This window comes from Sessilibacter sp. MAH3, assembly GCF_054658275.1.
This window is the reverse complement of the sequence record NZ_BAAGIE010000001.1, coordinates 146,209-169,916: the sequence shown is the minus strand read 5'-3', so window position 1 is coordinate 169,916 and position 23,708 is coordinate 146,209. Positions and strand designations below refer to the sequence as shown.

General features: G+C 42.5%; 13 protein-coding genes. 3 read left to right on the top strand and 10 right to left on the bottom strand.

The annotated features are described in order from the left end of the window. The gene (locus ACYQ2C_RS00680) at positions 1 to 3,063 is read left to right on the top strand and encodes a type I restriction endonuclease subunit R (protein WP_460099016.1); all 3,063 of its coding nucleotides are present in this window, start codon (positions 1 to 3) and stop codon (positions 3,061 to 3,063) included. 254 nt (positions 3,064 to 3,317) lie between these two features. On the opposite strand, the gene urtE is transcribed toward ACYQ2C_RS00680, so the two are convergent. The 6 genes from urtE to ACYQ2C_RS00650 form a co-directional block, all read right to left on the bottom strand. Beyond that, positions 3,318 to 4,013 carry an urea ABC transporter ATP-binding subunit UrtE gene (gene urtE / locus ACYQ2C_RS00675; RefSeq protein ID WP_460099013.1) on the bottom strand — a complete coding sequence of 232 codons (696 nt, stop codon included), beginning with the start codon at positions 4,011 to 4,013 and terminating at the stop codon, positions 3,318 to 3,320. Beyond that, positions 4,010 to 4,846: an urea ABC transporter ATP-binding protein UrtD gene (urtD, locus tag ACYQ2C_RS00670; RefSeq protein WP_460099010.1), complete on the bottom strand. Its 837-nt coding sequence runs from the start codon at positions 4,844 to 4,846 to the stop codon at positions 4,010 to 4,012. The genes urtE and urtD overlap by 4 nt, the downstream gene beginning before the upstream one ends. Further along, positions 4,846 to 5,985 (bottom strand): urea ABC transporter permease subunit UrtC, encoded by a 1,140-nt coding sequence (urtC, locus tag ACYQ2C_RS00665; RefSeq protein ID WP_460099007.1) that lies wholly within the window; start codon positions 5,983 to 5,985, stop codon positions 4,846 to 4,848. The genes urtD and urtC overlap by 1 nt, the downstream gene beginning before the upstream one ends. Beyond that, positions 5,985 to 7,661, bottom strand: coding sequence for an urea ABC transporter permease subunit UrtB (gene urtB, locus ACYQ2C_RS00660; RefSeq protein WP_460099004.1), 1,677 nt, complete (start codon positions 7,659 to 7,661; stop codon positions 5,985 to 5,987). Before urtB ends, urtC begins: the two co-directional genes overlap by 1 nt. Positions 7,662 to 7,805: 144 nt before the next feature. Beyond that, positions 7,806 to 9,047: an urea ABC transporter substrate-binding protein gene (gene urtA / locus ACYQ2C_RS00655; protein ID WP_460099400.1), complete on the bottom strand. Its 1,242-nt coding sequence runs from the start codon at positions 9,045 to 9,047 to the stop codon at positions 7,806 to 7,808. Positions 9,048 to 9,159: 112 nt separating this feature from the next. Continuing rightward, positions 9,160 to 10,125 carry a porin gene (locus ACYQ2C_RS00650; protein WP_460099002.1) on the bottom strand — a complete coding sequence of 322 codons (966 nt, stop codon included), beginning with the start codon at positions 10,123 to 10,125 and terminating at the stop codon, positions 9,160 to 9,162. A 623-nt stretch (positions 10,126 to 10,748) separates the two neighbouring features. On the opposite strand from ACYQ2C_RS00650, the gene ACYQ2C_RS00645 reads away from it, so the two are divergent. Both ACYQ2C_RS00645 and ACYQ2C_RS00640 read left to right on the top strand, forming a co-directional pair. After that, positions 10,749 to 14,231: a hybrid sensor histidine kinase/response regulator gene (locus ACYQ2C_RS00645; protein WP_460098999.1), complete on the top strand. Its 3,483-nt coding sequence runs from the start codon at positions 10,749 to 10,751 to the stop codon at positions 14,229 to 14,231. Continuing rightward, entirely contained in the window at positions 14,224 to 15,123 is a 900-nt protein-coding gene (locus ACYQ2C_RS00640) for a response regulator (protein ID WP_460098996.1), read from the top strand. The genes ACYQ2C_RS00645 and ACYQ2C_RS00640 overlap by 8 nt, the downstream gene beginning before the upstream one ends. A 357-nt stretch (positions 15,124 to 15,480) precedes the next feature. Here ACYQ2C_RS00640 and ACYQ2C_RS00635 read toward each other — a convergent pair whose 3' ends face one another. From ACYQ2C_RS00635 to ACYQ2C_RS00620, 4 genes are all read right to left on the bottom strand, one after another. Then, positions 15,481 to 17,346 (bottom strand): DUF885 domain-containing protein, encoded by a 1,866-nt coding sequence (locus ACYQ2C_RS00635; RefSeq protein WP_460098993.1) that lies wholly within the window; start codon positions 17,344 to 17,346, stop codon positions 15,481 to 15,483. 421 nt (positions 17,347 to 17,767) lie between these two features. Further along, positions 17,768 to 19,105: an aminotransferase gene (locus tag ACYQ2C_RS00630; RefSeq protein WP_460098990.1), complete on the bottom strand. Its 1,338-nt coding sequence runs from the start codon at positions 19,103 to 19,105 to the stop codon at positions 17,768 to 17,770. Between the two features lie 295 nt (positions 19,106 to 19,400). Next, a complete protein-coding gene (locus ACYQ2C_RS00625) occupies positions 19,401 to 20,774 on the bottom strand; it encodes an APC family permease (protein ID WP_460098988.1) in 1,374 nt (457 codons plus the stop codon). A 101-nt stretch (positions 20,775 to 20,875) separates the two neighbouring features. After that, positions 20,876 to 23,158, bottom strand: a complete 2,283-nt coding sequence (locus ACYQ2C_RS00620; RefSeq protein WP_460098985.1) for a TonB-dependent receptor — start codon at positions 23,156 to 23,158, stop codon at positions 20,876 to 20,878. Between the last annotated feature and the right edge of the window lie 550 nt (positions 23,159 to 23,708).

The window sequence follows — 23,708 nt, the reverse complement described above, 5'->3', positions numbered from 1 at the left end:
ATGTTTAACGAACAAACCGTCACAGAAAATGGAATTATCAACCGCTTAAAAGGTTTAAGCGGCGTAAAGTGGACTTACTGCCACGGTGAGAACCTGCCCAAACAAGCGCAGGACATCTTCGTCGATGAATGGCTGAAAGACGCGTTGTGTTCGTTAAACCCGGATATTGCCAAGCAGCTGGATTACGCCGATGAAGTGATTTATAAGCTGCGTGGTGTGGTGCTAGAAGCGCGCCATACCGGCCTGGTAAAAGCCAATGAGAATTTTCATGAATGGTTAATGGCTGAAAAGACCTTACCCTTTGGTGAGAATGGCGACCATATCACCATCAACCTGATTGATTTCGACAATATCAGCAACAACCACTTTGTGGTGTCACAGCAGGTGCACTATATCGCGGCGACCGAAGTCTATTTTGATATTGTGCTCTATGTGAACGGTATTCCCTTGGTGGTGGGTGAGGTGAAAACCGCTACCCGCCCCAGTGTGACCTGGCAAGACGGCGCTGCCGATTTTATGGGCGGTAAAAAGCACTACTGGAAGAACGTTGAACCCTACTTTGTGCCCAACCTGCTCTGTTTTGCCAGCGAAGGCAAAACCTTTGCTTATGGCGCCATCAATGCCCGGGTAAAAGATTGGGGTCCTTGGCACAATACCGACCTCCGCGATGACATTTTGCCCGGCTTGGCATCGGTGCTTAATAGCTGTGAGGGCTTGTTAAACCCGCAAACCTTATTGCAGTTACTGGAATCGTTCGCGCTGTTTTCAACGGTTAAAACCGGTAAAAACACCCCGCCCAAGCGCATTAAAATTCTGCCGCGTTACCCACAGTTTGAAGCGGCCAAGCAGATCGTTGATCGGGTTCGTAACGGCTACCCAAAAAAAGGCCTGATCTGGCATTTCCAGGGCTCCGGTAAATCGTTGTTGATGCTCTACGCCGCCAAAATGTTGCGTGGTGACAATACCCTAAAGAACCCCACTGTATTGATTGTGGTAGACCGTCGTGATCTGGACAGCCAAATCAACGAAACCTTCGGCGGTGCCGACGTTAAAAACCTCATCAAGGTGCAGAGCTGCAAAAAGCTCGGCCAACATATCGAACAAGACAGCCGTGGGATATTAATTACCACCATCTTTAAATTTAAAGATGTCGAGATAGACGATAGCAACCCCAACGGCCTTAACAGCCGCGACAATATTATTGTGTTGGTGGACGAAGCCCACCGCACGCAGGAAGGTGGCTTGGGCGAGAAAATGCGCTGGGCCCTGCCACAAGCGCACTTCTATGGTTTAACCGGCACACCGATTTCTGGTATCGACCGCAATACCTTCAAGCTATTCGGTGCCGAAGAAGATCCCGGGCGCTACATGAGTCGCTACAGCTATAAACAGTCGATCCGCGATGGCGCCACTAACCCGGTGAAGTTTGAGCCACGCTTGGCCGAGCTGCGGGTAGACCGTGATGCCATCAACCAAGAGTTTGAGCAGCTTGCCCAGGAAAATAACCTGGACGACGAAGAAAAGGCAGCGCTATCAAAACGCGCGGGCAAATTAGCGGTGATGCTCAAAGCGCCTAAACGCATGGCCGCCGTCAGCGCTGATATAGCCGAACACTTTACCAGCCACGTCAAGCCGAAAAAAATGAAAGGCATGGTGGTGGTGTACGACCGCGATGCCTGCGTGCAGATGTATTATTTGCTAGGTGAAAAGCTCGGGTTTGATGCCGTTGAAGTGGTGATGAACGTCGATCAGGCACCTGTGAAGGCACTGGAGGGCGACAAGAAAGACAAAGTCAATAAAGACTGGCGTAAGTGGCATGACGATTTAGAACTGCCGATTAAACAAGCAGATTTTGAGCGTTGGCAGCACATAGATGCCGAAGACCAAACCCAGAAAGACTTAATCGAAAGCTTTAAAGACCCCAAGCATCCGTTGCAGCTGATCATCGTCACCGCCAAGCTGCTCACCGGCTTTGACGCGCCAATCTGCTACTGCATGTACTTGGACAAACCGCTGCGCGACCACACGCTGCTGCAAGCCATGTGCCGTACCAACCGTTTGTATGAAACAGACGAAGTGCGCAAAGACATGGGCCTGATCATCGACTACCTTGGTGTGTTTGAAAACCTGCGCACCGCGCTGGCCTACAACCCGGAAGAAATCGATGGCGTGGTAGAAGGCATTGAAGCCTTTAAAGAATTATTACCCGCCCAGTTAGATAAATGTTTGTCCTTCTTCCCCAATGTGGACCGCACTTTAGAAGGCTTCGAAGGCATTATGGCGGCGCAAGAATGCTTGCCAACCAATGAAAAACGCGATGAATTTGCCGCCAGTTTCGGCGTGTTAGCCAAACTTTGGTCGGCCATAAACCCAGATACCTTCCTAGCTCCGTATCGCACAAACTATAAATGGCTCGCACAGATTTATGAATCGGTGCGCCCAGTCGGCCAAACCGGTGCGTTGGTGTGGGCGGCGCTTGGCCCTGAAACCATCAAAATGATCCACGAGCATACCGACATCAATCGCATCCGCGACGATATCGACGAGCTGATCATGGATGAACACGCCATTTTTACCCTGACAGATAAAGAACAAGAGCAACGCGCCAAACGCCTGGAAATTGACCTTATGGGCCGCCTGCGTGGCAGTAACGACCCTAAGTTTGTCGAGTTAGGTGAACGCTTAGAAAAACTGCGCCAAGACTATGAAGCGGGTGTCATCAAAGCCATCGACTGGTTAAAAGGCCTATTAGATGCAGCTAAAGACACGGTACAAGCCGAACGCGAAACCGGTGACCACGTCGTTACCGAAAAGGACAACAAGCAGGCCTTAACTAAACTCTTCCTGGAAACCCGCCCAGAAACCACGCCAAAGCTCATCGGCGATGTGGTGGAGCAGATCGACAAGATCGTTAAAGCCACCCGATTTGAAGGCTGGCAAAACTCCAACAGCGGCCCACGCGAAATTCAAAAAGCGTTGCTCATAACATTAGTGCAATTTGGTTTGGGAAAAGACAAAGAATTATTTAATAAAGCCTACGCATACATTGAAGAACATTATTAACCAATTAAATTAGCTATGATTTATTAGAAAATTACTATTGGAGCCTCTGATTGACTCATCCATGATTTAATCATAGAACAGAAATTGAAAATACGACTCCCAATTTCTTCACAACTTCAATCGCTTACAGCTCTTGAAATTTGCGACACATCCTTGTACCACATGAAACTCTAGGCAATCAGAATTTCCTATCGTTTTTATAATACTAAAAAAATCTATTAATATTTTTAAGTGGTTTTTAAAGGTAAACTCCGCTACACCGCCAAATACTCTTTAATCACTTCATCCGATAATTTACTCATTTCTCCAGAGGCGACTATTCTGCCTTTTTCCATTATGGCGTAGTCTTGTCCCACTTTTCGGGCAAACGCGATTTTTTGTTCGACGAGTAATACGGTGGTGTTGAATTCTTTGTTAAGCCGAATGATTACGTCGCCAATTTGTTGAACAATGTTGGGTTGTATGCCTTCGTTAGGTTCGTCGAGAATTAACAGCTTGGGTTCTATGGTGAGTGCGCGGCCAATGGCGAGTTGTTGTTGTTGGCCACCAGATAGGTCACCGCCTCTGCGTTTTAGCATTGAATTTAATACCGGGAATAATTCGTAGATTAATTCGGGAATTTTTTTGCTGCCATCGGTTCTTCCTGCAAGGCCGGTGCGTAGGTTTTCTTCTACAGTAAGTTGCGGAAATATATCGCGGCCTTGGGGCACGTAACCCACGCCCAGCTTTGGGCGTAAGTGTGTTGGGCTGCGAGTTATGTCTTTGCCATCCAATAAGATATTTCCCGATTTAGTCGGTAATAATCCCATCATGCATTTTAATAAGGTGGTTTTACCTACGCCATTGCGTCCTAATAAACAGGTTAGGCTACCGGATTTTAATTCTAAATTTAAATCCCACAGTATTTGTGAACCACCGTATAACTGGTTTAGATTTTTTAATTCAATCAATGGGATTCTCCCAAATAGACTTCTATTACATTGGGGTTATTTTGAATATCGTCCATATTGCCTTCGGCCAATACAGAACCCTGGTGTAACACGGTGACTTTTTTGGCGATACTGCGTACAAAGGCCATATCGTGCTCAACAACCACTACCGTGTGTTCTCCGGCCAGCGAGGTTAACAGCTCTGCGGTGTGTTCGGTTTCTTGGGGTGTCATACCGGCTACAGGTTCGTCTACCAATAATAAACGCGGTTCAGAAACCAACAACATGGCAATTTCTAACCACTGTTTTTGCCCGTGCGATAATGCGCCTGCCATTTGCCGGGCGTGTTGTTTGAGGTTTACAAGATCGAGAATTTCAGCAATGCGATCTAAGTGTTCGCTGTTCATGCGATAAAAAATGCTGGTTAAAATCGCTTTATTCATTCGCAAAGCGAGTTCTAGGTTTTCAAATACGGTGTGATTTTCAAAGACCGTTGGTTTTTGAAACTTACGACCAATGCCTAAATTGGCAATCTCGGCTTCGGTTTTTGTTAATAAATTATGAGTTTGACCAAAATAGGCAGTACCAGAATTAGGTCGTGTTTTTCCGGTAATTACATCCATTAAGGTTGTTTTACCCGCACCATTTGCACCGATTAAACAACGCAGTTCGCCGTCATTGATGTAAAGATTTAAATCGTTCAATGCTTTAAAACCATCAAACGAAACCGTTAAGCCTTCAACGTACAAAAGTACATTGTGAGAAGTATCGATATTAATGGATTTTTCGGGCACTAAAAAATCGAAAACTCGATCTTTATTAATAAAATTTCGAAGATGGCTAAACGGTTGCATTAGGGTTTATCCTCCATTGATTTATTTCGTGAAGATAATAAACCCACAATGCCACGCGGCAGAAAAATGGTCACACCCACAAAGAGCGCGCCTAACGCAAATAACCATGCTTCAGGAAGAATTCCGGTAAAATGGGTTTTTGCAAAGTTAACCAGTAACGCACCTAATACTGCACCATACAACAGGCCTCGCCCGCCAACGGCAACCCACACTACCACTTCAATAGAATTCAACGGTGCAAATTCACCGGGGTTAATAATACCTACCTGCGGCACGTACAACGCACCGGCAATGGCGGCGATTAATGCAGAATACACAAATAGCCATACTTTGTAGTTTTCGGTTTTAAAACCCACAAAGCGCACGCGACTTTCCGAATCGCGAATGGCTTCAATTACGCGACCAAATTTAGACGATAAAATAAACTGGCTTAAAAGATAGATAACACCCAAACATGCAGCGGTAATTAATAGCAAACAAATTCTCGTAGTATCACTTTGTAAATCAAAACCGAGAATATCTTTAAAATCGGTTAAACCGTTATTACCACCAAAACCCATTTCGTTGCGAAAAAACGCCAGCATTAACGCATAGGTAAGCGCTTGGGTTATTATCGAAAAATACACTCCGGTTACGCGCGATCTAAACGCCAGCCAACTAAAAATAAACGCCAAAATGCCCGGAATTAACAGCACCATAAGCATAGCAAACGGAAAAGAATCAAATCCTTGCCAATACCATGGCAGTTCAGACCAATTTAAAAACACCATAAAATCTGGCAAATCAGGATTACCGTACACGCCTCTATCGCCGATTTGGCGCATTAAATACATGCCCATAGCGTAACCGCCCAGCGCAAAAAAAGCACCGTGGCCTAAACTTAAAATACCGCAATAGCCCCAAATGATATCTACCGCCATGGCAAGCAGCGCGAAACTCAAATATTTACCCAACAGCGTTATGGTGTAGGTATCTACATGCAATGCAGATCCGGCCGGGAATAATTGATTACCAATTGAGGCCAATAGGGTAACAACAACCAGAAGAGCTAAAAATACGTTACCACCACGGCTGGATAACATGCCTTCGCGAGTTGTGTTATTCATGGATAAAAACGACGAGTTTATTGCGTTAGCCATTATTCTGCCGACCTCCCTTTTTGTGGGAATAAGCCCCGTGGCCGTTTTTGAATAAACAGCACAATAAAAATTAAAACAAAAATTTGCGCGAGCACTGTGCCGGTGAGTGGTTCTAGGAATTTACCAAATACGCCCAAAGAAAACGCCGCAACCAATGTGCCCCAAAGATTACCCACACCGCCAAACACCACCACCATAAACGAATCGATAATGTAGGATTGACCGAGATTAGGGCCAACATTGGTTAATTGGCTAAGTGCAACACCTGCCACACCGGCGATGCCAGAACCCAAACCAAAGGTCATGGCATCAACCCAGTCGCTTTTAATGCCTACGGCTTTGGCCATATCGCGGTTTTGCGAAACCGCTCGCACGTACAAGCCCAGCGAGGTTTTTTTCATCACTAATAACAGCGCTACAAACACCATTAACGAAAAAATAATAATGTACAGGCGATTATAAGTGAGTGATAAACCGGGATTAATCTGTAAGGCTCCGGCCATCCAGTCAGGTGTGCTTACTTGTCGGTTTAATGGCGAAAATATAGTGCGTACGGTTTGTTGTAATATCAAACTTAAACCAAAGGTAGCGAGTAAGGTTTCTAGCGGCCTACCTTTTAAAAATTGAATAATGCCACGTTCAATGGCAATACCCACTAATGCACAAACAATGAATGCCGCAGGAATAGCAATTAATACAGATAACCCGATATAATTTGGCATTAGGGTTTGAATAACGTAGGTTGTATAGGCACCCAACATTAATAGCTCACCGTGGGCCATGTTGATAACACCCATTACCCCAAAAGTAATGGATAAACCGATGGCGGCCAGTAACAACACAGAACCCAAGCTCAAGCCAAAAAATAGTCGCTCTAGAAATCCGTAAAATTCGAGTTTACTGTCGATTTTTTTTAGCGCAGCCTCTGCCAATTGGATAAGTTGTTTATCTTTCGTTATATAATTACCGTCCGAGTCTTTTTCAATAATGGCATTGAGCGCACCTCGGACTTCTGGATGCAATTCACCGTCGAGCGCTTTAATCGCTAATTTTTGCTCATCAATGTTTTTAGATTGTAACGCGGCTATATTTAATGCCAGTTCTATTTTATTTTTAATGGCGGTATTTTTTTCAGACGCTTTAGCTTCTTGCAGCAACTCTATATTGTCTAAGGTGAGGTTCGACATTAAGTTTTCTACTGCTGTTTTTCTTCGCTCGGGATTTTTACTAAACAAGGTGAGCTTAGCAATGGCTTTTCTCAACTGAATGCGCAATTTATTATTAACACGTATTTTTTTGATCTCATCGTCATTGATGCGTGCGATAGTGCTTAGATCTATTACATTGGTAGCCACATAGACTTCACCGTTGTTTAGTTCTTCGTTAAGCGTAATTACCGTATTATTGGTTTCAATAAAATACAATTTTCCCTCAAGCATAAATTCAAATAAAACCAGCGAACGGTCGTCTGATAGCAATTCAAGTGCGTCGATAATTTCGGGCAAATCGTTTAATTTCGCCGAGGGCATTTGCGCGACTAATTGTTCAAATGTAAGCGAGTCACTAGCCTCAGCGGCTTGAATATCTGAAGTCTGCGCGCGCGATGAAATCACAACAAAAAGTGTTAGTAAAAAAAATACAGCGAGCTTTTTAAGTTTAAATAGTACCGTATACATAAACTCACTTTTATAGATATGTTGAGCACACAATAACAATCCCAAAATAATTTCGGAATTATTATCAGCGTGGTGACTATTTAATAGCCTTTGATCAATTCCGTTATGAATTCATCAAAGGCTCCATGAAAAAATATGAATGGATTAGAAATTCTGGCCCGAGCATTTTTCGGTTTTTACATTGTAATTACCGCATTTAATGGGTGCAGTCCAATCGGCAATAATATCTTTCGAACCAGGAAGGTAATCAGACCAGGCATCGCCCGGTACCACGCTCTCGGTTTTCCAAACAACTTCGAATTGACCATCTTCTTGAATTTCGCCAATTAACACCGGTTTTGATAGGTGATGGTTTTTATTCATCACGGCAATGCCACCGGTAAGATTTGGTGAGGTAATGCCAATCATTGCCTGCTCAACGGCATCAACATCGGTGGTACCGGCTTTTTCAACGGCGGCAGTCCACATGTTAAAGCCAATGTAGGTTGCCTCCATGGGGTCATTGGTAACACGCTCTTTACCGGTAAATGCTTGCCAACGTTTTATAAAATCTTCGTTAACATCGGCCTCAACACTTTGAAAATAATTCCAAGCCGCCAAATGACCAACCAACGGTGCAGTATCTAAACCAGACAACTCTTCTTCGCCGACCGAGAAAGCCACCACCGGAATATCTTCGGCAGAAACGCCTTGGTTCGCCAGCTCTTTATAAAACGGCACGTTAGCGTCGCCATTTACGGTTGAAACCACCGCGGTTTGCGTACCTTCGCTGCCAAACTTTTTAATATCAGAGACAATACCTTGCCAATCAGAATGACCAAACGGCGTATAGCTGATCATAATGTCTTTTTTATCGACACCCTTTGCTTCTAGGTACGCTTCTAAAATTTTATTGGTAGTGCGTGGATAAACGTAATCGGTACCGGCAAGTACCCAGCGTTTTACACCGATTTCATCCATTAAATAATCCACCGCCGGAATTGCTTGTTGATTAGGCGCGGCACCGGTGTAAAAAACGTTTTTCGACGATTCTTCACCTTCGTATTGCACGGGATAAAATAATAATCCGTTTAATTCTTCAATAACCGGTAACACCGATTTACGAGAAACCGACGTCCAACAACCAAAAATAACATCAACGTCGTCTTTGGTGATTAATTCGCGGGTTTTTTCGGCAAATAAGGGCCAATTAGAAGCGGGGTCTACTACGACCGGTTCTAATTTTTTACCGAGCAAACCACCCTTTTTGTTTTGCTCGTCTATCATCATTAAAACCGTGTCTTTTAACGTGGTTTCTGAGATCGCCATGGTGCCCGATAGTGAATGCAATACACCCACTTTGATGGTTTCACCCGCTAACAATACATTTGATAAGGTTAACGACATGGTCGCTGCGGTAGCGATAAAAAGGGTTTTTAATTTCATAGCTGTATACCTTACTTGTTATTTTTTAAAATAACTCATTTAAAGCTCAGGTAAATGAGTTAATTGATATTGTTTAGAACGTAAATAAAGCTTCTAAAGCAAACGTATTTGTATCAACATCGTTGATGTCATCGGAATCCATTCTAAATTCGGCAATTAATTGTAGGTTTTCACCTACTTTTAGGCTTGGGGCAATGGTGATTGCACTCAAGTCGGTAATTGTTTGACCGGTAGGATCTTCAGTTTCATAAGCGTGATAGCGCAAGGTTATTCCGTAGTCTCCCGAGGCATAATTTGCCATCAATAAATATCCATCAGATTCGTCATCCAAACCTGTTGTGCCTTCTGCGATGTTGTATTCCGCTGCAAAGGTAAAACCTTTGATTTCGTACGAACTCCACACATTTAGCGAATTACGATCTGTTTCCGACAGATAAAACGCCTTGGCAGTTAACCCTTCTACAGGATTTAAATGAATACCAATTTCTGATCCCAAATTATTAGTATCGCTTTCTATAGGATTAGCAAATAAATCGTTTACTACCGATAAGGTCACGGATATCGCTTTATTAAAGACGTATTTACCCGATACTCCCTGCTGATAAAAACCGTAAAAAACCGGTGCATAACCAGTACCACTTACCTGATACAAGCCAGTAGGCTCTTCGGTTTCCCACCCGGTATAACTCAAAAAACGACCAGCCGTTACGCTAAAGGATTTATCAATTTGTTTAGTGATAAATGCTTGCTCAATAAATGTCTCGTCTTCTCCGTTACCGGTGCCATTTTCACCAAACTCAATATCAATACGGGCAGAAACACCCTCCGCACCTTGATAAGTAATATCAACTTCAACCTGATCGACCGAAAATTCATTATCACTGTCTTCAGCGCCGTCCATATCTGTACTGACGAACGACATGTCGATAAACCCAGTGGCGCTAATACCTTCTGCAATCTCTATTTCGGCGTGACACAAAGGTGCTGTTAATAACAAAGCGGTCAAAAAATAAGTAGGTCTAACAGTTGAATACTTCATAACAGCAATATCTCCCTTTAGATGAATAACTTGGCGACAAAGATTGTTTAAATAACCTTGGTTCTGGGCCAATTATGCAAAGGTGAGTAATTGATAAGAATTCGGTGATTGACGCTAAATACTGCGCAAAATGACGTATTGATAAAATCGCAAAATGCCGTTTTTCAAGCCAAAAACGCCCAAATATCTGGCAAGATAATTGCCATCCAATAGTCATTGAACTACTGACAAGCAAAATAAATAAGATAAATGCACAAATTGAGATCACATAAAAACTAACAGCACCACGCTAACGCATTGTTTTTTTACATTCAAATATTTTTAGGATGTGATCAACTCGTGGTTTTTTGCAATTTTGATTTATGAAAGGTGACGCTGATAACTCAGAGTATCAGCAATCCAACAATGAGTTGCCAACACTGAATTGCCAACACTGAGTATTGTCGATGAATGAAATGGTAACGATATTGAACATCGCATTTTCAATTTCTGGCTGTTGATTAAATCATGAATGGGTTAATCAAAATTTCCCGTAGTAAAAAGGTAACCAATAATATACGCAGAACTCTTAACGGTTTCTCGACGTTAATAGCTTGTAAACGCATACCCAAAAAACGCATTCTGTGAACATACTATTTAACGATCAATCCCAAACCGCAAAGTCAAAAGCTCAACCCCATCGACAATATAATCAATGGGTGGCTAATGAAACCTTAGAAGATTTTGCTCTGCGATACACCGCTCGACGAGCGCGGCAGTGGTCGTTTTCTCGAATTGCTAATACCGCCCTAGGAACCAGTTCGTTTTTAGTTCTAGAACTACTCGGCGCCACTATCGCTATTAATTACGGCGTGTACCACTCGTTGTGGGCTATTTTTGTCGTTTGTACGTTATTGTTTTTATCCGGCATTCCCATTAGCTACTACGCCACTAAATACTCGGTGGATATCGATCTGCTAACCCGCGGCTCAGGATTTGGGTACATTGGCTCGACAATATCGTCGTTAACCTACGCGTCTTTTACCTTTATATTTTTTGCGCTTGAAGCCACCATTATGGCGGGTGCGCTCAATTTACTCTTTCATATTCCGGTCTGGTTGGGATATTTAATCAGTGCCGTTGTGGTAATTCCCCTTGTGACCCACGGCATAACGATGATTAGCCGAATGCAGCTAGTCACTCAACCGTTGTGGTTGCTGCTGCAAATTGCGCCCATTATTTATATTGCGCAGCATCCACAAAATACCCTTGATTTATGGCTTAATTTTCCGGGTATTAACTCGACGGTAAATAGCCAAAATTTTGATTGGATGGCCTTTGGCGCTGCCACTGCGGTGTTATTTGCGCTCATGGCACAAATCGGTGAACAGGTGGATTTTTTGCGATTTATGCCCGAGCCTAATTTTAACTCCGACATTAACAAGAAAGATCAAAAAAAATGGTGGCTTGCTATATTAAGTGCAGGGCCGGGCTGGGTAATTTTTGGTGCTATTAAATTAATTTTAGGTACCCTTTTAGGATTTATACTGCTGCAACAGGGGTTTTCGGTTGATAAAGCATCCGACCCAACCATTATGTACAGTACCGTATTTCAGCATTTTTCTTTATCACCCCAATGGGCATTAATCATAGCGGCATTATTTGTGATTATTTGCCAAATAAAAATTAATGTTGCCAATGCTTACGCAGGCTCTTTGGCTTGGTCAAACTTTTTCTCGCGATTAACCCATCACCATCCAGGCCGTGTTGTTTGGTTGGTGTTTAATGTCACCATCGCATTATTGCTTATGGAGCTTGGTGTTTATCGTGCGATCGAAACCGTATTGCATCATTATTCTGTTTTTGTACTGGCTTGGTTTGGTTCTATTATTGCCGATTTGGTGATTAACAAGCCTTTGGGTTTAAGTCCTAAGCACATTGAATTTAAACGCTCCAAGCTGTACGACATAAATCCGGTTGGTGTAGGCTCAACCGCACTCGCCTCTATTTTTGGTGTTTTTTCTAGCACCGGTTTATTGGGTAACGAACTCGCTGCATTTTCAGGATTTATCGCCTTTTTTATCCCGTTTATTACGGTTCCTTTAATTGCCATTGCAACGAAAAGCAAATACTACTTAGTTGAGGCTGATGATTGTCATAATACAAACTGTAATCAGCCTATAGAAATAAAATCACTAACTAAACCTCACACGCAAGATACTTGTACATTATGCAGCAATCAATTTGATCCCGAAGATCTTAGCCATTGTCCATTTCACAACGCCACTATCTGCTCGTTATGCTGCGTACTAGAAACACGTTGCAATGATAAATGCCGACCCAACGCCCATCTTTCTGCACAATTAACTGCTCTGTTAAAACCTATTTTTGGCGAAAGCGTGTATCGTTATTTTTTGGGGCCGACCGCACAATTTATATTTGCATTCACCATAATTTCGGTCATTTCTGCGGGCATATTTTATATTGCTTATTTTCCAATTTATGGCAACGGCACAATAGAACATTCAGCCGTTCAGCAAGCGTTAACAACAAGTTTTGTACTGATTTTAATATTGCTGGGTGTGCTGGTTTGGTTATTTATACTGGCTCATAAAAGCTCAAAAATGGCACTACAGGAGACTAATCTACAAACCGAAAAACTGGTCAAGGAAGTCTCCGCGCACAAGATAACGTTAAAAGAGCTGGAAAAAGCGCGCCGAGTCGCAGACTCAGCCAACATTGCTAAAAGTAATTATGTCACCGCGCTCAGTCACGAACTGCGTACGCCGTTAAACGTTATTTTAGGTTATGCACAGCTTTTACAAAAAGATCACAAAATTTCCCCGGCTCACCAAGATAAGCTATCAATTTTGCATCGTAACGGAGAGCATCTGGCGACAATGATCGAGGGATTGTTGGAGATCTCTAAAATCGAGGCCGGACGTTTGAATTTAAATTCTGACAAAGTTCGTCTCGATTTAATGCTGGATCAGTTGGTAAAAATGTTCAAACAGCAAGCTGAATCGAAAAATCTCGAATTTCACTATCATTGCCCAGAACATCTACCTAAAACCATTAAAGTCGACGAAAAGCGATTGCGTCAAATACTCATTAATTTGTTATCAAACGCGATAAAATTTACCGAGGTTGGCTCTATTTATTTTTCGGTAAGTTATAAAAACCACGTTGCTCAATTTAAAATTCGAGATACCGGCTATGGAATTCCTTCAGAACAACTAAAAGCTATTTTTCTGCCGTTTGTACGTGCAGAAGAAGCCGAACAGCGGCAAATATCGGGCTCAGGATTAGGTCTTGCTATTTGCCGACAGCTGACCGACATGATGGGTGCTGATATCGAGGTTGAAAGCACAGAAGGTGTTGGCTCGACTTTTACCTTATTACTTCAAGCTGCACCTACACAAGATCAAGTTGAGGAACAAAATCCACACGCAACCATTGTGGGTTATTCTGGGCCGGTAAAAAATATTCTGATAGTTGACGACAACAGTGATCACCGACAGCTCTTGGTTAGTCTGTTAACACCATTAAATTTTAAATTATTGCAAGCGCAGAATATAAAATCTGCTATAACCTTACTCAATAACATTGATCTGGTTTTGCTGGATATAAAACTGGGGGCTGCATCCGGCTGGGATTTGGCGAAATATATCAGAGACAACTTTGAAAAATTGCCGATCATTATGGTCTCTGCAAATGCTCGTGGATTCTACAACGTTAATTCCAGCCAAAAGCTGCATGACGATTATTTAGAAAAGCCGATTCAACTCGACGCACTTTTAGAAAAAATACGGAATCTTTTAAACATTCAATGGATTTATGATAACGATATTAAACCACCCAATAACACTGTAAAAGCATCAGAAAAATCGGAGTCTCAGGCCACAAAAACCGCAACACAGAACGTACGCAATATTCAACAAAACGCTCAAATCGGCAATTTAAACGAAATATTGATTGAATTAGACCAGTTAGGAAGCTCTCAAGGATTACCTCAAAACACCTTAAATAAGATGCGCACTTTCGCCAAACATTTTAACTTCGAAGAGTTGGAAATTATCACAACAGACATTCTCAAGTCTTGGCAGGTTGAAAACAACGATGAATAGCAACGGGCATCAACCCATTACGGTACTTATTGTCGACGATTCACCAGATTCGTTAGGGATGTTAAATCAAGCGTTGAACTCCGAAGGCATGACGGTACTGGTCGCCTTGGGCGGTAAACAAGCACTTAAAATAACCGAGCGTATTACCCCCGATATTGTTTTGCTTGATGCACTAATGCCAGAAATAGACGGTTTTGAAACCTGCCGTCAAATTGTTGCTAAAAAACCTTCGTTACCGATTATCTTTATGACGGGCTTATCGAAAACAGAAGACATTATCCGCGGATTAGAATCGGGGGCCGTAGACTACATTACCAAACCGATTAATAATCAAGAAGCTATTGCTCGACTAAAAGTTCATGTACATAACGCCCGCAGACAACTTAGCGCTAAAGCTGCTCTTGATTCGGCAGATCAATCGATTATCGCAATCGACAAATTGGGTTTTATAATTTGGGCCACCAATCGCGCCGAACAACAGCTCGATCAATACGAGCACGAGCCCCAAATACTTTTTTCACATTTACAAACCGCGTTAAATAAAACCTGGGAAAAAGACCCAACCGCAACCGTTCAGCTAGAAGGTTTTGAAAATTCCACGATTAGTGTTACCTACCTTAATCAGGTTGGCTCTCAGCATTTAATTCGGCTTTCTGGCCACAACCATAATCTAGACTTGGCACGGCTGATTGAAAAACTACCTGTTACGCAACGCGAAGCGGAAGTATTACTGTGGTTATCGAAAGGAAAATCCAACTGGGATATTGCAACCATTCTGGGTATAAAACCGAGAACAATCAACAAACACCTAGAGCAAATCTTTAAAAAATTGGATGTTGATAATAGAACGGCCGCTGCTGGCATTGCTTTAGATGCGGTGTCTTTTGCTTAGCGTGGCAATTACATATTGTTTAAAGACGCTTATGACGGGTTGATTCGGGATAAAAAACTCTGCTTGGTCTACATTTAAGCGAACCGGAGGCTTTCGAGAGGAAACTCTCATTAACCTAGAGTTTCTGCCGACACAAGGATGTGTCGCCAACTTCAAGAACGGTAGGTGATTGAAATTGTGAAAACATTAGAAATCACATTTTCAATGTCTGCCCTCTGATTAAATCATGGAAGAGTTAATCAGAAGTTTCTATATATAATAACTCGAAGAAATTCGAGTTTTTTAACTTGCTTGCACATCCTTGTGCGATTAAAAACTCTTATAAAGTGGAGTTTTTATATATTTGCTATCGAAAATTTATTTTACTGTTTCAATCCAAGCATTCACCTTGTCTTCTAACATTGAAAGCGGCATTGGGCCATCTTTTAAAACTAGATCGTGGTAGGCTTTAATATCAAACTTATCACCAAGTTGTTCTTTGGCGTATTCGCGCAATTCCAGTATTTTAATTTTACCCACAAGATAAGCGGTTGCTTGGCCCGGATAAACTATGTAGCGCTCAATGGCTTTAACGGTGTCGTTTTCTGGGTTAGGTGTGTTGTCTTGCAAGTATAGAATCGCTTGTTCGCGACTCCACTGTTTTGCGTGAATACCGGAATCTACCACCAATCGACAAGCGCGCCATAATTCCATGGCAAGGCGACCAAAGTCAGAATACGGGTCTTGATAAAAGCCCATTTCTTTACCTAAATACTCACTGTACAAACCCCAACCTTCGGTAAAGGCGGTAAAGCGTGCAGTTTTCTGGAATTCAGGAATACCTTCTAATTCGGCGGTAATCGCAAGTTGCATGTGATGACCCGGAATACCTTCGTGATAAGCCAATGCTTCCATTTGGTACGTTGGCATATCGGCCATGCGATAAAGGTTTACGTAATAAATACCTGGACGGCTGCCATCGGGTGGTGGGCCTTGGTAGAAGGCTTTACCGGCGCTTTTTTCACGAAACGGTTCAACGCGTTTTACGTTAATTTCTGCTTTCGGAAAAATACCAAAATAATTGGGTAAGGCGTCGCGCATGGTATCGATAATTTCGACCGATTTTGCCAAATATTGGTCGCGACCTTCGTCGGTTTCTGGATAGAAGAACTGTGAGTCTTCACGCATAAATTTAAAGAAATCTTGCAGAGAGCCTTTAAAGCCGACTTTGTCTTTAATGACTTCCATTTCGGAATGAATGCGTTTAACGTTATCCAAACCCAGTTGGTGAATTTCTTCGGCACTTAAATTGGTGGTGGTGTAATAATTTAGAAGTTGCGCGTAATAAGCATCACCTTTTGGCAAACGCCACACACCGTCGCCTTCTGGCGCTTTGGCTTGTTGAACTTCAAGCTCGGCAATTAATTTTTCGTAGGCCGGTGCGGTGACTTCTTTTAATATTTTTGTCACTTGTGCTAAATACGCATCGGATGCTTCTTCAGTAAGCTCAAGGCTGGCAAGTTTTTTACTAAAGTCTGCAAAAATGGGATTTTCGGTTTCGCTATCATCAAAGGGAACACCGGTGATCACATTTTTCGATGCTTCAATCATTTGTGGGTAAGTCCAACGGGGTGGATATACTCCCAAACCGGCTTGATGACGCATAAGATCAATGGTTTGATCAAACAACGGCGCTACTTTTTCAAGACGCGATAAATAGTCTTTTAAATCTTGCTCGCTGCTCACGCGGTGGATATTAATTAATAAACTGGGAACGGTTGTGTGCCACGAACGAAACTGCTGCATAACATAATCGTTATCGCGGAATTCGTATTGAGCAATGCTGCGCTCTAAACCTGCTTTAGAAATGGCTAGGGTGATTTTGTTTTGATCATCTAATTGTGACGCATCAAACTTTTCTAAAATCGCAAGGCGGGTTTTATCCAGCTCATGTTCTTCGTCTTGTTTCGCTAACGAAATGTCATTCCATAATCCATAGCCTTCTTTAGAACCACGGTAAGATGCAAATAACGGCGAGCGTTTTAGATCTTCTTCGTAAAATTGCTCTAGGGTGGAAATGAGCTTCTCTTGCTCAGTTTTTTCGCTTGTGCTTGCTGGTGCTGATTCGCTGGCAGAAACTTGCTCTGAAGGCTTAGAAGCCTCTTCGCTTGGGGAACAGGCAATCATTGCCAAGGAAGTGGCAGCTACTGCACTGGTCAGTAGCAGCTTTTTAAATGTTTTCATCGTAATGAATTCCGCTGTGTTAGGTTCACTGTTGTTCAATCAAAACGCAAAGAGTTATGGCTCTAGACCAAAACGAAATCGAATCGATCAACCTCAAAGTGTATAAATTACAGGCAATTTTTTTCGCACAGTCATAGGATCATCATTGACAGACAATCAGCGGCGATTTGTGGGAAATCTGTACAACGCTATAAGTTACGCGTCAAACAACTCGGAATGCTCGTTTGAGACCATTTTGAAGAATTTCTGATTAACTCGTGCGTAATTTAATGGGCGTTTTCTTAACGATAAGGACTTGGGGCATTTGAACAAGATAAAAATTGAACACTGGGAATTAAGCAGAAAATACATCAAGAGGCGAGAACTTGGCTCCCCCAAAGAGAAGCCAAGCGCTGGGTTAAAGATTTTTAACGATTGAGTTTTATTGAGCTTTAGCCGAAAACTCTAAAGTTTTATGAAGCGAATGTTCTAGCTTTTCAATCAACTCATCGATTTGCGCTTTGCTAATAATTAACGGCGGACAAATCGCTACAGTGGTTCCTGCAACCGGTCTTACGATCAAACCATTTTCTTCACAGGTTTTTGCACAGAATGCTGCAACACCTGCGGGTGGTTGTGATCCTGGTTGATCGGCGGTAATAAACTCTATTGCCGCTAGTAGGCCTTTTCCTCTAACTTCACCGACGTTGGCAAAGCTTTCGAATTTACGTAATTGTTGCTGTAAATATTCACCGGTTTCGGCGGCTTTCGCAAAAATATTATCGCGCTCGTAAATTTCTAAAACTTTATTAGCCACCGCACAACCCACAGGATGGCCGGTGTAAGTATAGCCGTGACCAAAAACGCCAACTTTATTGGATTGCTCTACAATGGCTTCGTAAAAATCACCGTTAATTACCGAGGCACTGATGGGGAAATACGCTGATGATAATTGTTTAGCAAAGGTCATTAAATCTGGGTTTTTAATGTTCATGGTAGTGCAACCAAAATCATTACCGGTACGACCAAAACCCGTAATCACTTCATCGGCCCAGAATAAAATGCCGTGTCGCTCTAAAATGGGTTGAATTTTAGGGTAATAAGATTCTGGTGGAACGATAACGCCACTAGCGCCAGTAATAGGCTCAGCAATAAAGGCAGCAATGGTTTCTGGTCCTTCGCGATCAATTAATGCTTCTAAATTTTGCGCAATACGATCGACAAATGCGGCTTCGCTCTCTTGCGATAATTTACCGCGAAAATAATGCGGATGGTCGGTACGTAAAATACCGAGCGCATCAATAGGCGCGTCAAACTCAGCGAGGTTCACCGGTAGACTGGTTAAAGAGCCCGACGCAACCGTAACACCGTGATAGGCTCTTTCGCGAGTTATGATTTTTTTCTTATTGGGTTTACCAATCGCATTAAAATAGTAATGTAAAATTTTAATGTGTGAATCGTTGGCGTCTGACCCGGAATTACCAAAAAATACCTTGGCATTTTTAACAGGAACCATGGCTTGTAGGCGATCGGCAAGTTCACGACTAGCCGGATGGGTTTTGCCACCAAATAAATGCGCAAAACTCAGGTTAGACATTTGTTCTTTGGCAGCTTCAATAACCTCTTGGTTACCATAACCTAAAGAGGTGCACCATAAACCCGCCATGCCTTCTAGATATTGTTTACCATTTTGATCATAAACGTAAACACCTTCACCACGGGTAATATCCAGTTGCTCGATAGAGGTAAGATTGGTGATGGGATAAATAATCGAAGTCATGTATTACTCCATGAAAAATGGGACTTCTAAATTACGGATTTTTAGCAGACAGTGAATTATTGCAAATCTACTAAAAGCCTCTGATTTTTGCGCTCTGGTTAAATCTGTAGAAACTATTGACTCACTCATTTGCAATTAGATCAACAGTAAGAAATACATTTACGTTTCATAACCTTACTAACTAAATTGCCAAGAAAATTATGGCAATGGAGTTTTTTTCTAAAAGCATCGCTTCAGTCAATACTTTCTGCAACAGTTAACCAGAGAGTTGTTACTACTCACTTACGTGTAAGTGTTATTTATAACTAACGGCTAGCGATTTATTACTAAGCGATTGATAAAAATAAGCGCTAAAACCAAAACCAAACCACAACAAAATAATTGCCCATTCGTGCGGCCATTTAAGAGCACCGGAACTGCCCGGGAAATAAAGTAGCAGTAATCCAAAGGTACCTATAACGCCTACAATACCCCAAAACTTACCAAAGCTGGCCTTAAATGGCCGGGGCATGTCGGGTTCGCTGTAGCGTAGTTTTAAAAACGACAAAGCGACCACAATATAAGCAATGACAAATCCCATACTGCCGGCGTTGGAAATCCACACCAGTAATTGTTTGCCAAAAAATGGACCGATTACACCAATGGCCGAAATCACATAAATAGCGTTTACAGGCGTGTGGTATTTTGGGCTAACTTTGGCAAAAAATTGTGGTAAAGCACCCATTTTAGCCAGTGCATACACCGCCCGGCTGCCACCAATTAAAAAGCCATTCCAACTGGTTAAAATACCGGCTAAACCACCTAAAATTAAAACCTGTTTGCCCCATTCACCCCAAGCAACTCCGGCGGCATCCACCGCAGGTAAACTTGCCGCGGCTAAACCGGTTTCGTCAAACAATAACGATACCGACAAAATAACGCCGCAATACCAAACCACACCCAAAATAACCGCAACAATAATTAGTTTACCAATGCTCTTAGGAGGTAAGTCGATTTCAGCCGCCGCTTGGGGAATTACATCAAACCCACCCATCAAGAATGGCGCCATGACCATAACCGCAGCAACGCTGGTAAATACGGAACCCACAAACATTGGCGAGAGGTTTTCGGTTTTACCGCTCACAAAAGAACCGGTGAACAATAAAATACCGGCAACAACAATGACGGCGGTAACCAGTGTTTGGAAAATAGCCGAGGTTTTTACACCGCGCACATTGAGATAACAAAATACCAATGCACCAATGGCACCCACCACCGCGGAGCTTAGATAAACGTCGTGTCCGGCAATTTGCCACAAAAAGATATGGTCCAAATTACCAACAACGTATTCGGCCACCTGCGGTAAAGCAACGGCTTCAAACACGGTGATTGATACATACCCTAAAATAAGCCCCCAGCTGCACACAAAACCCATTAGTGGCCCAAAAGCACGTTGACCGTAATTTTGCGCACCACCGGCTTCTGGCATTGCTGAGGCAAGTTCGGCGTATAAAACACCAACCACCGCAAGCACTAAACCCGCCGCAATAAAACCACCAATGGCACCAAAGCTACCGGCGACTACAATCCATTCGCTGACTAATACAACCCAGCCCCACCCGATCATGCAGCCGAATGCCAGTGCTAGGGAATCTCTAACTTTTAAACTGCGTTCTAATTCTTTACTCATTTTTAATCCCTAATGAATAAAACTGAAGTACTTTGCAGTCGTAACCTAAATTAGACGGCTCGCGCTGCAAAGCACCCAGTGTTTAACTATTTTAGTGACTTTTAAAAGTGAGTTTTGAAAGAGACACCGTAAGTTCTAGGCGTACCGACTTGACCAGAAACCACACCGGCACTGCCAGAGGTTAAGATTTCGGTAAAGTAGAGTTCGTCTTCTGCGTTTTTAATCCAAGCACTAATTTCCCAACCTTGTGGTGCTTCTACACCGGCACGGAAACCTAATAAGCCATAACCATCTTGGCTAATGGCTTCTAAATTATCCACCGAGAAGAAAACATCGTCTTGGTAGCTGTAATCACTTTGTACGTAGCCAGAAAAACCTTGGCCAAATTCAAAGCTGTAACGTGCCAACAAGTTGTAGGTGTATTCTGGAGTATTTGCAGGCTGGGCGTCGTCAAATTCCAATAAACCAACACTAGCCGATACATTCGCATCGGTATAACCCACACCACCGCGCAATTCAAAATTAGGCGTAACGAGCCAATTAATTTCTACTTCGGCACCTTGTACGTCGGCACTACCGGCGTTAAAGATGGTAAAGCGGCCATCGGGTAAGTCGGCGAATAATTGTTGATCTTTATAATCGTACAAATACGCCGCGGCGTTTAAGCGTAAACGCTGATCTAACAACGTTGATTTAAAACCAATTTCGTAGGCATCAATAAATTCGGGTTCAGCAGAAGAGTGATCGCCAGGGCTTGCTGCCCAGAAACCATTCCAAACACCTGCTTTATAACCACGGCTATAGTTTGCGTACAACAAAATGTCTTCCGCTAAATTATAGTCGATACCAATTTTACCGGTTAATTCGGTTGATTCGATATCTTCGTCATCGACCAAAATAGGATCATTCACCGAGAAGAAGGTTACGTCACCGGTAAAATCGTCGTCGAAGTTAACCGCAGTGGTACCACCGTCAAACGAAATATTGTCGTAAGAAATACGAACACCGGCGATTAATCGGAATTTTTCAGAAAGCTGAGTCTCGGTATGCAAGTAACCGGCAACACTTACGGTCTCTTGGGTGAAATCAACTAAAACGTCGTGGTTTACACGATCGGTGTAGCCGTACAAATCGGTTACGTCTTGCGTATCTTGATAATAAATAAATCCGGTTATCCAATCGGTCACGCCTTTATAAGGCTCAACGGACGAGAAGCGGAATTCTTGGCTGAACACTTCGATATCATTGCGATAGGTGGTATCACCAATACGGAATGGACTACCGTCGAAATCTTCTTGCGTGGTTTTATCCAATAACTCGTAAGCCGTAATAGAGGCAAAATCGACGGTATCGGTTAACGCAAAATCGGTATTGAGCAATAAACCAAAACTGTCGGCTTCGATTTTAGGATTTAAACTAAACTCACCTACACGCGGATCGGTATTTTCATCGTAATAACCCACACGGTTTACACAGTTAGGATTATTAATAAAGTTTTGAATAGAATTGGTTGCGCGATCTAAACAGTTATTGCGGTACTGTTGACCATCAACACCCGGTAATTCCGGCGCTGCACCAGAAGGATCATCTAAAGCACTGCGGCCGATACCTACCCAAGGTTCGTTTTCACTTTTATCTTGGCCACCGTGAACGTTAAAGTAGACTTCACCGTTTTCTAACTCAAATAAAAATCCGGCGCGAATTGCGTAGGTGTTGGTGGTACCCACATCACGATTACCGCCGTTATTAACATTGGTAAAAGTACCTTCGTCTTGACGAGTCCACTTACCGGAAAGGCGCATAGCAACGGTGTCGCTCAACGAAATATTTTGCGCGGCTTCGGTTTCTAAACCATCAAAGTTACTGCCGCCAACTTTAATATAACCTTCATTATCGTGGGCTGGACGTGCTGTTGCAAAACTCACCGCACCGGCGGTGGTATTTCGACCAAACAAGGTACCTTGTGGGCCTTTTAAAACTTCTACTTGCTCGATATCGAATACCGAGAAACTCATCATGGTATTGGTGGGTAGGAATAATTCATCCACATAAACGCCAACAGGTGCAACACTGTTTGACGTAAACGCTGCGTTACCAATCCCGCGAATGGTGAAAATGGGCGCGGATTTATTTAAAACGTTTTTTACATTTAAATTCGGTGTGTGTAATGCGATATCTGCCGGTTGATTAACACCCAGCTTTTCTAAACTGCTGCTGTCAAAAGCGGTAACCGCAATACTCACATCTTGGGCGCTTTGCTGGCGTTTTTGAGCGGTTACTACTACTTCTTCTAGTTGGTAACTACTCTGAGCAGATGCGTATCCACAGAATAAAATATTCGCGGCAATAAATAACTTCGTACGGTAAAAATGTGGCTTTGCCATTGGTTCGTTTAACTCCCAAGGTTCTAGTCAATAGTTATGTGTTGGCCTCACGACTTGCCAACAAGACTTTAGAATTATTATGAAGCGTTGCTAGATGGGGTTTGCTTAAATTTCAGCATTTTTTATTTGAGCGCGACAATACGTGTTAAATATATTCACGCCAATCGAGAAAATTTACAGATTTATGGCAATTTTTTTCACTCAGAAACTATCTACCAGCGATTTGAATTGTGTTTTTTGTGATCGACTTAATAAACCTGTGCCTTTACACGATTAATATTTCTAAAATATTTAACAATTTCAAAGTTAGTTATAAAAATATTGAACACAACTATTTTGTATAAAATAACATCGTGAAAACCAACCTAGGGGTGAGAAAAATTATAAGACTCTGTGTAATTATTTATTGAGATTAAAACACGTTCAACTTAGCGAATAAAAAATCAAACAGACGAACATTAAAATTTAAATAAGCGTTTTACATTTACGAACCCTAAAAATAAAAAAGGCAGAAGCTTTTTAAACTTCTGCCTTTAAACTTCTGCCTTTA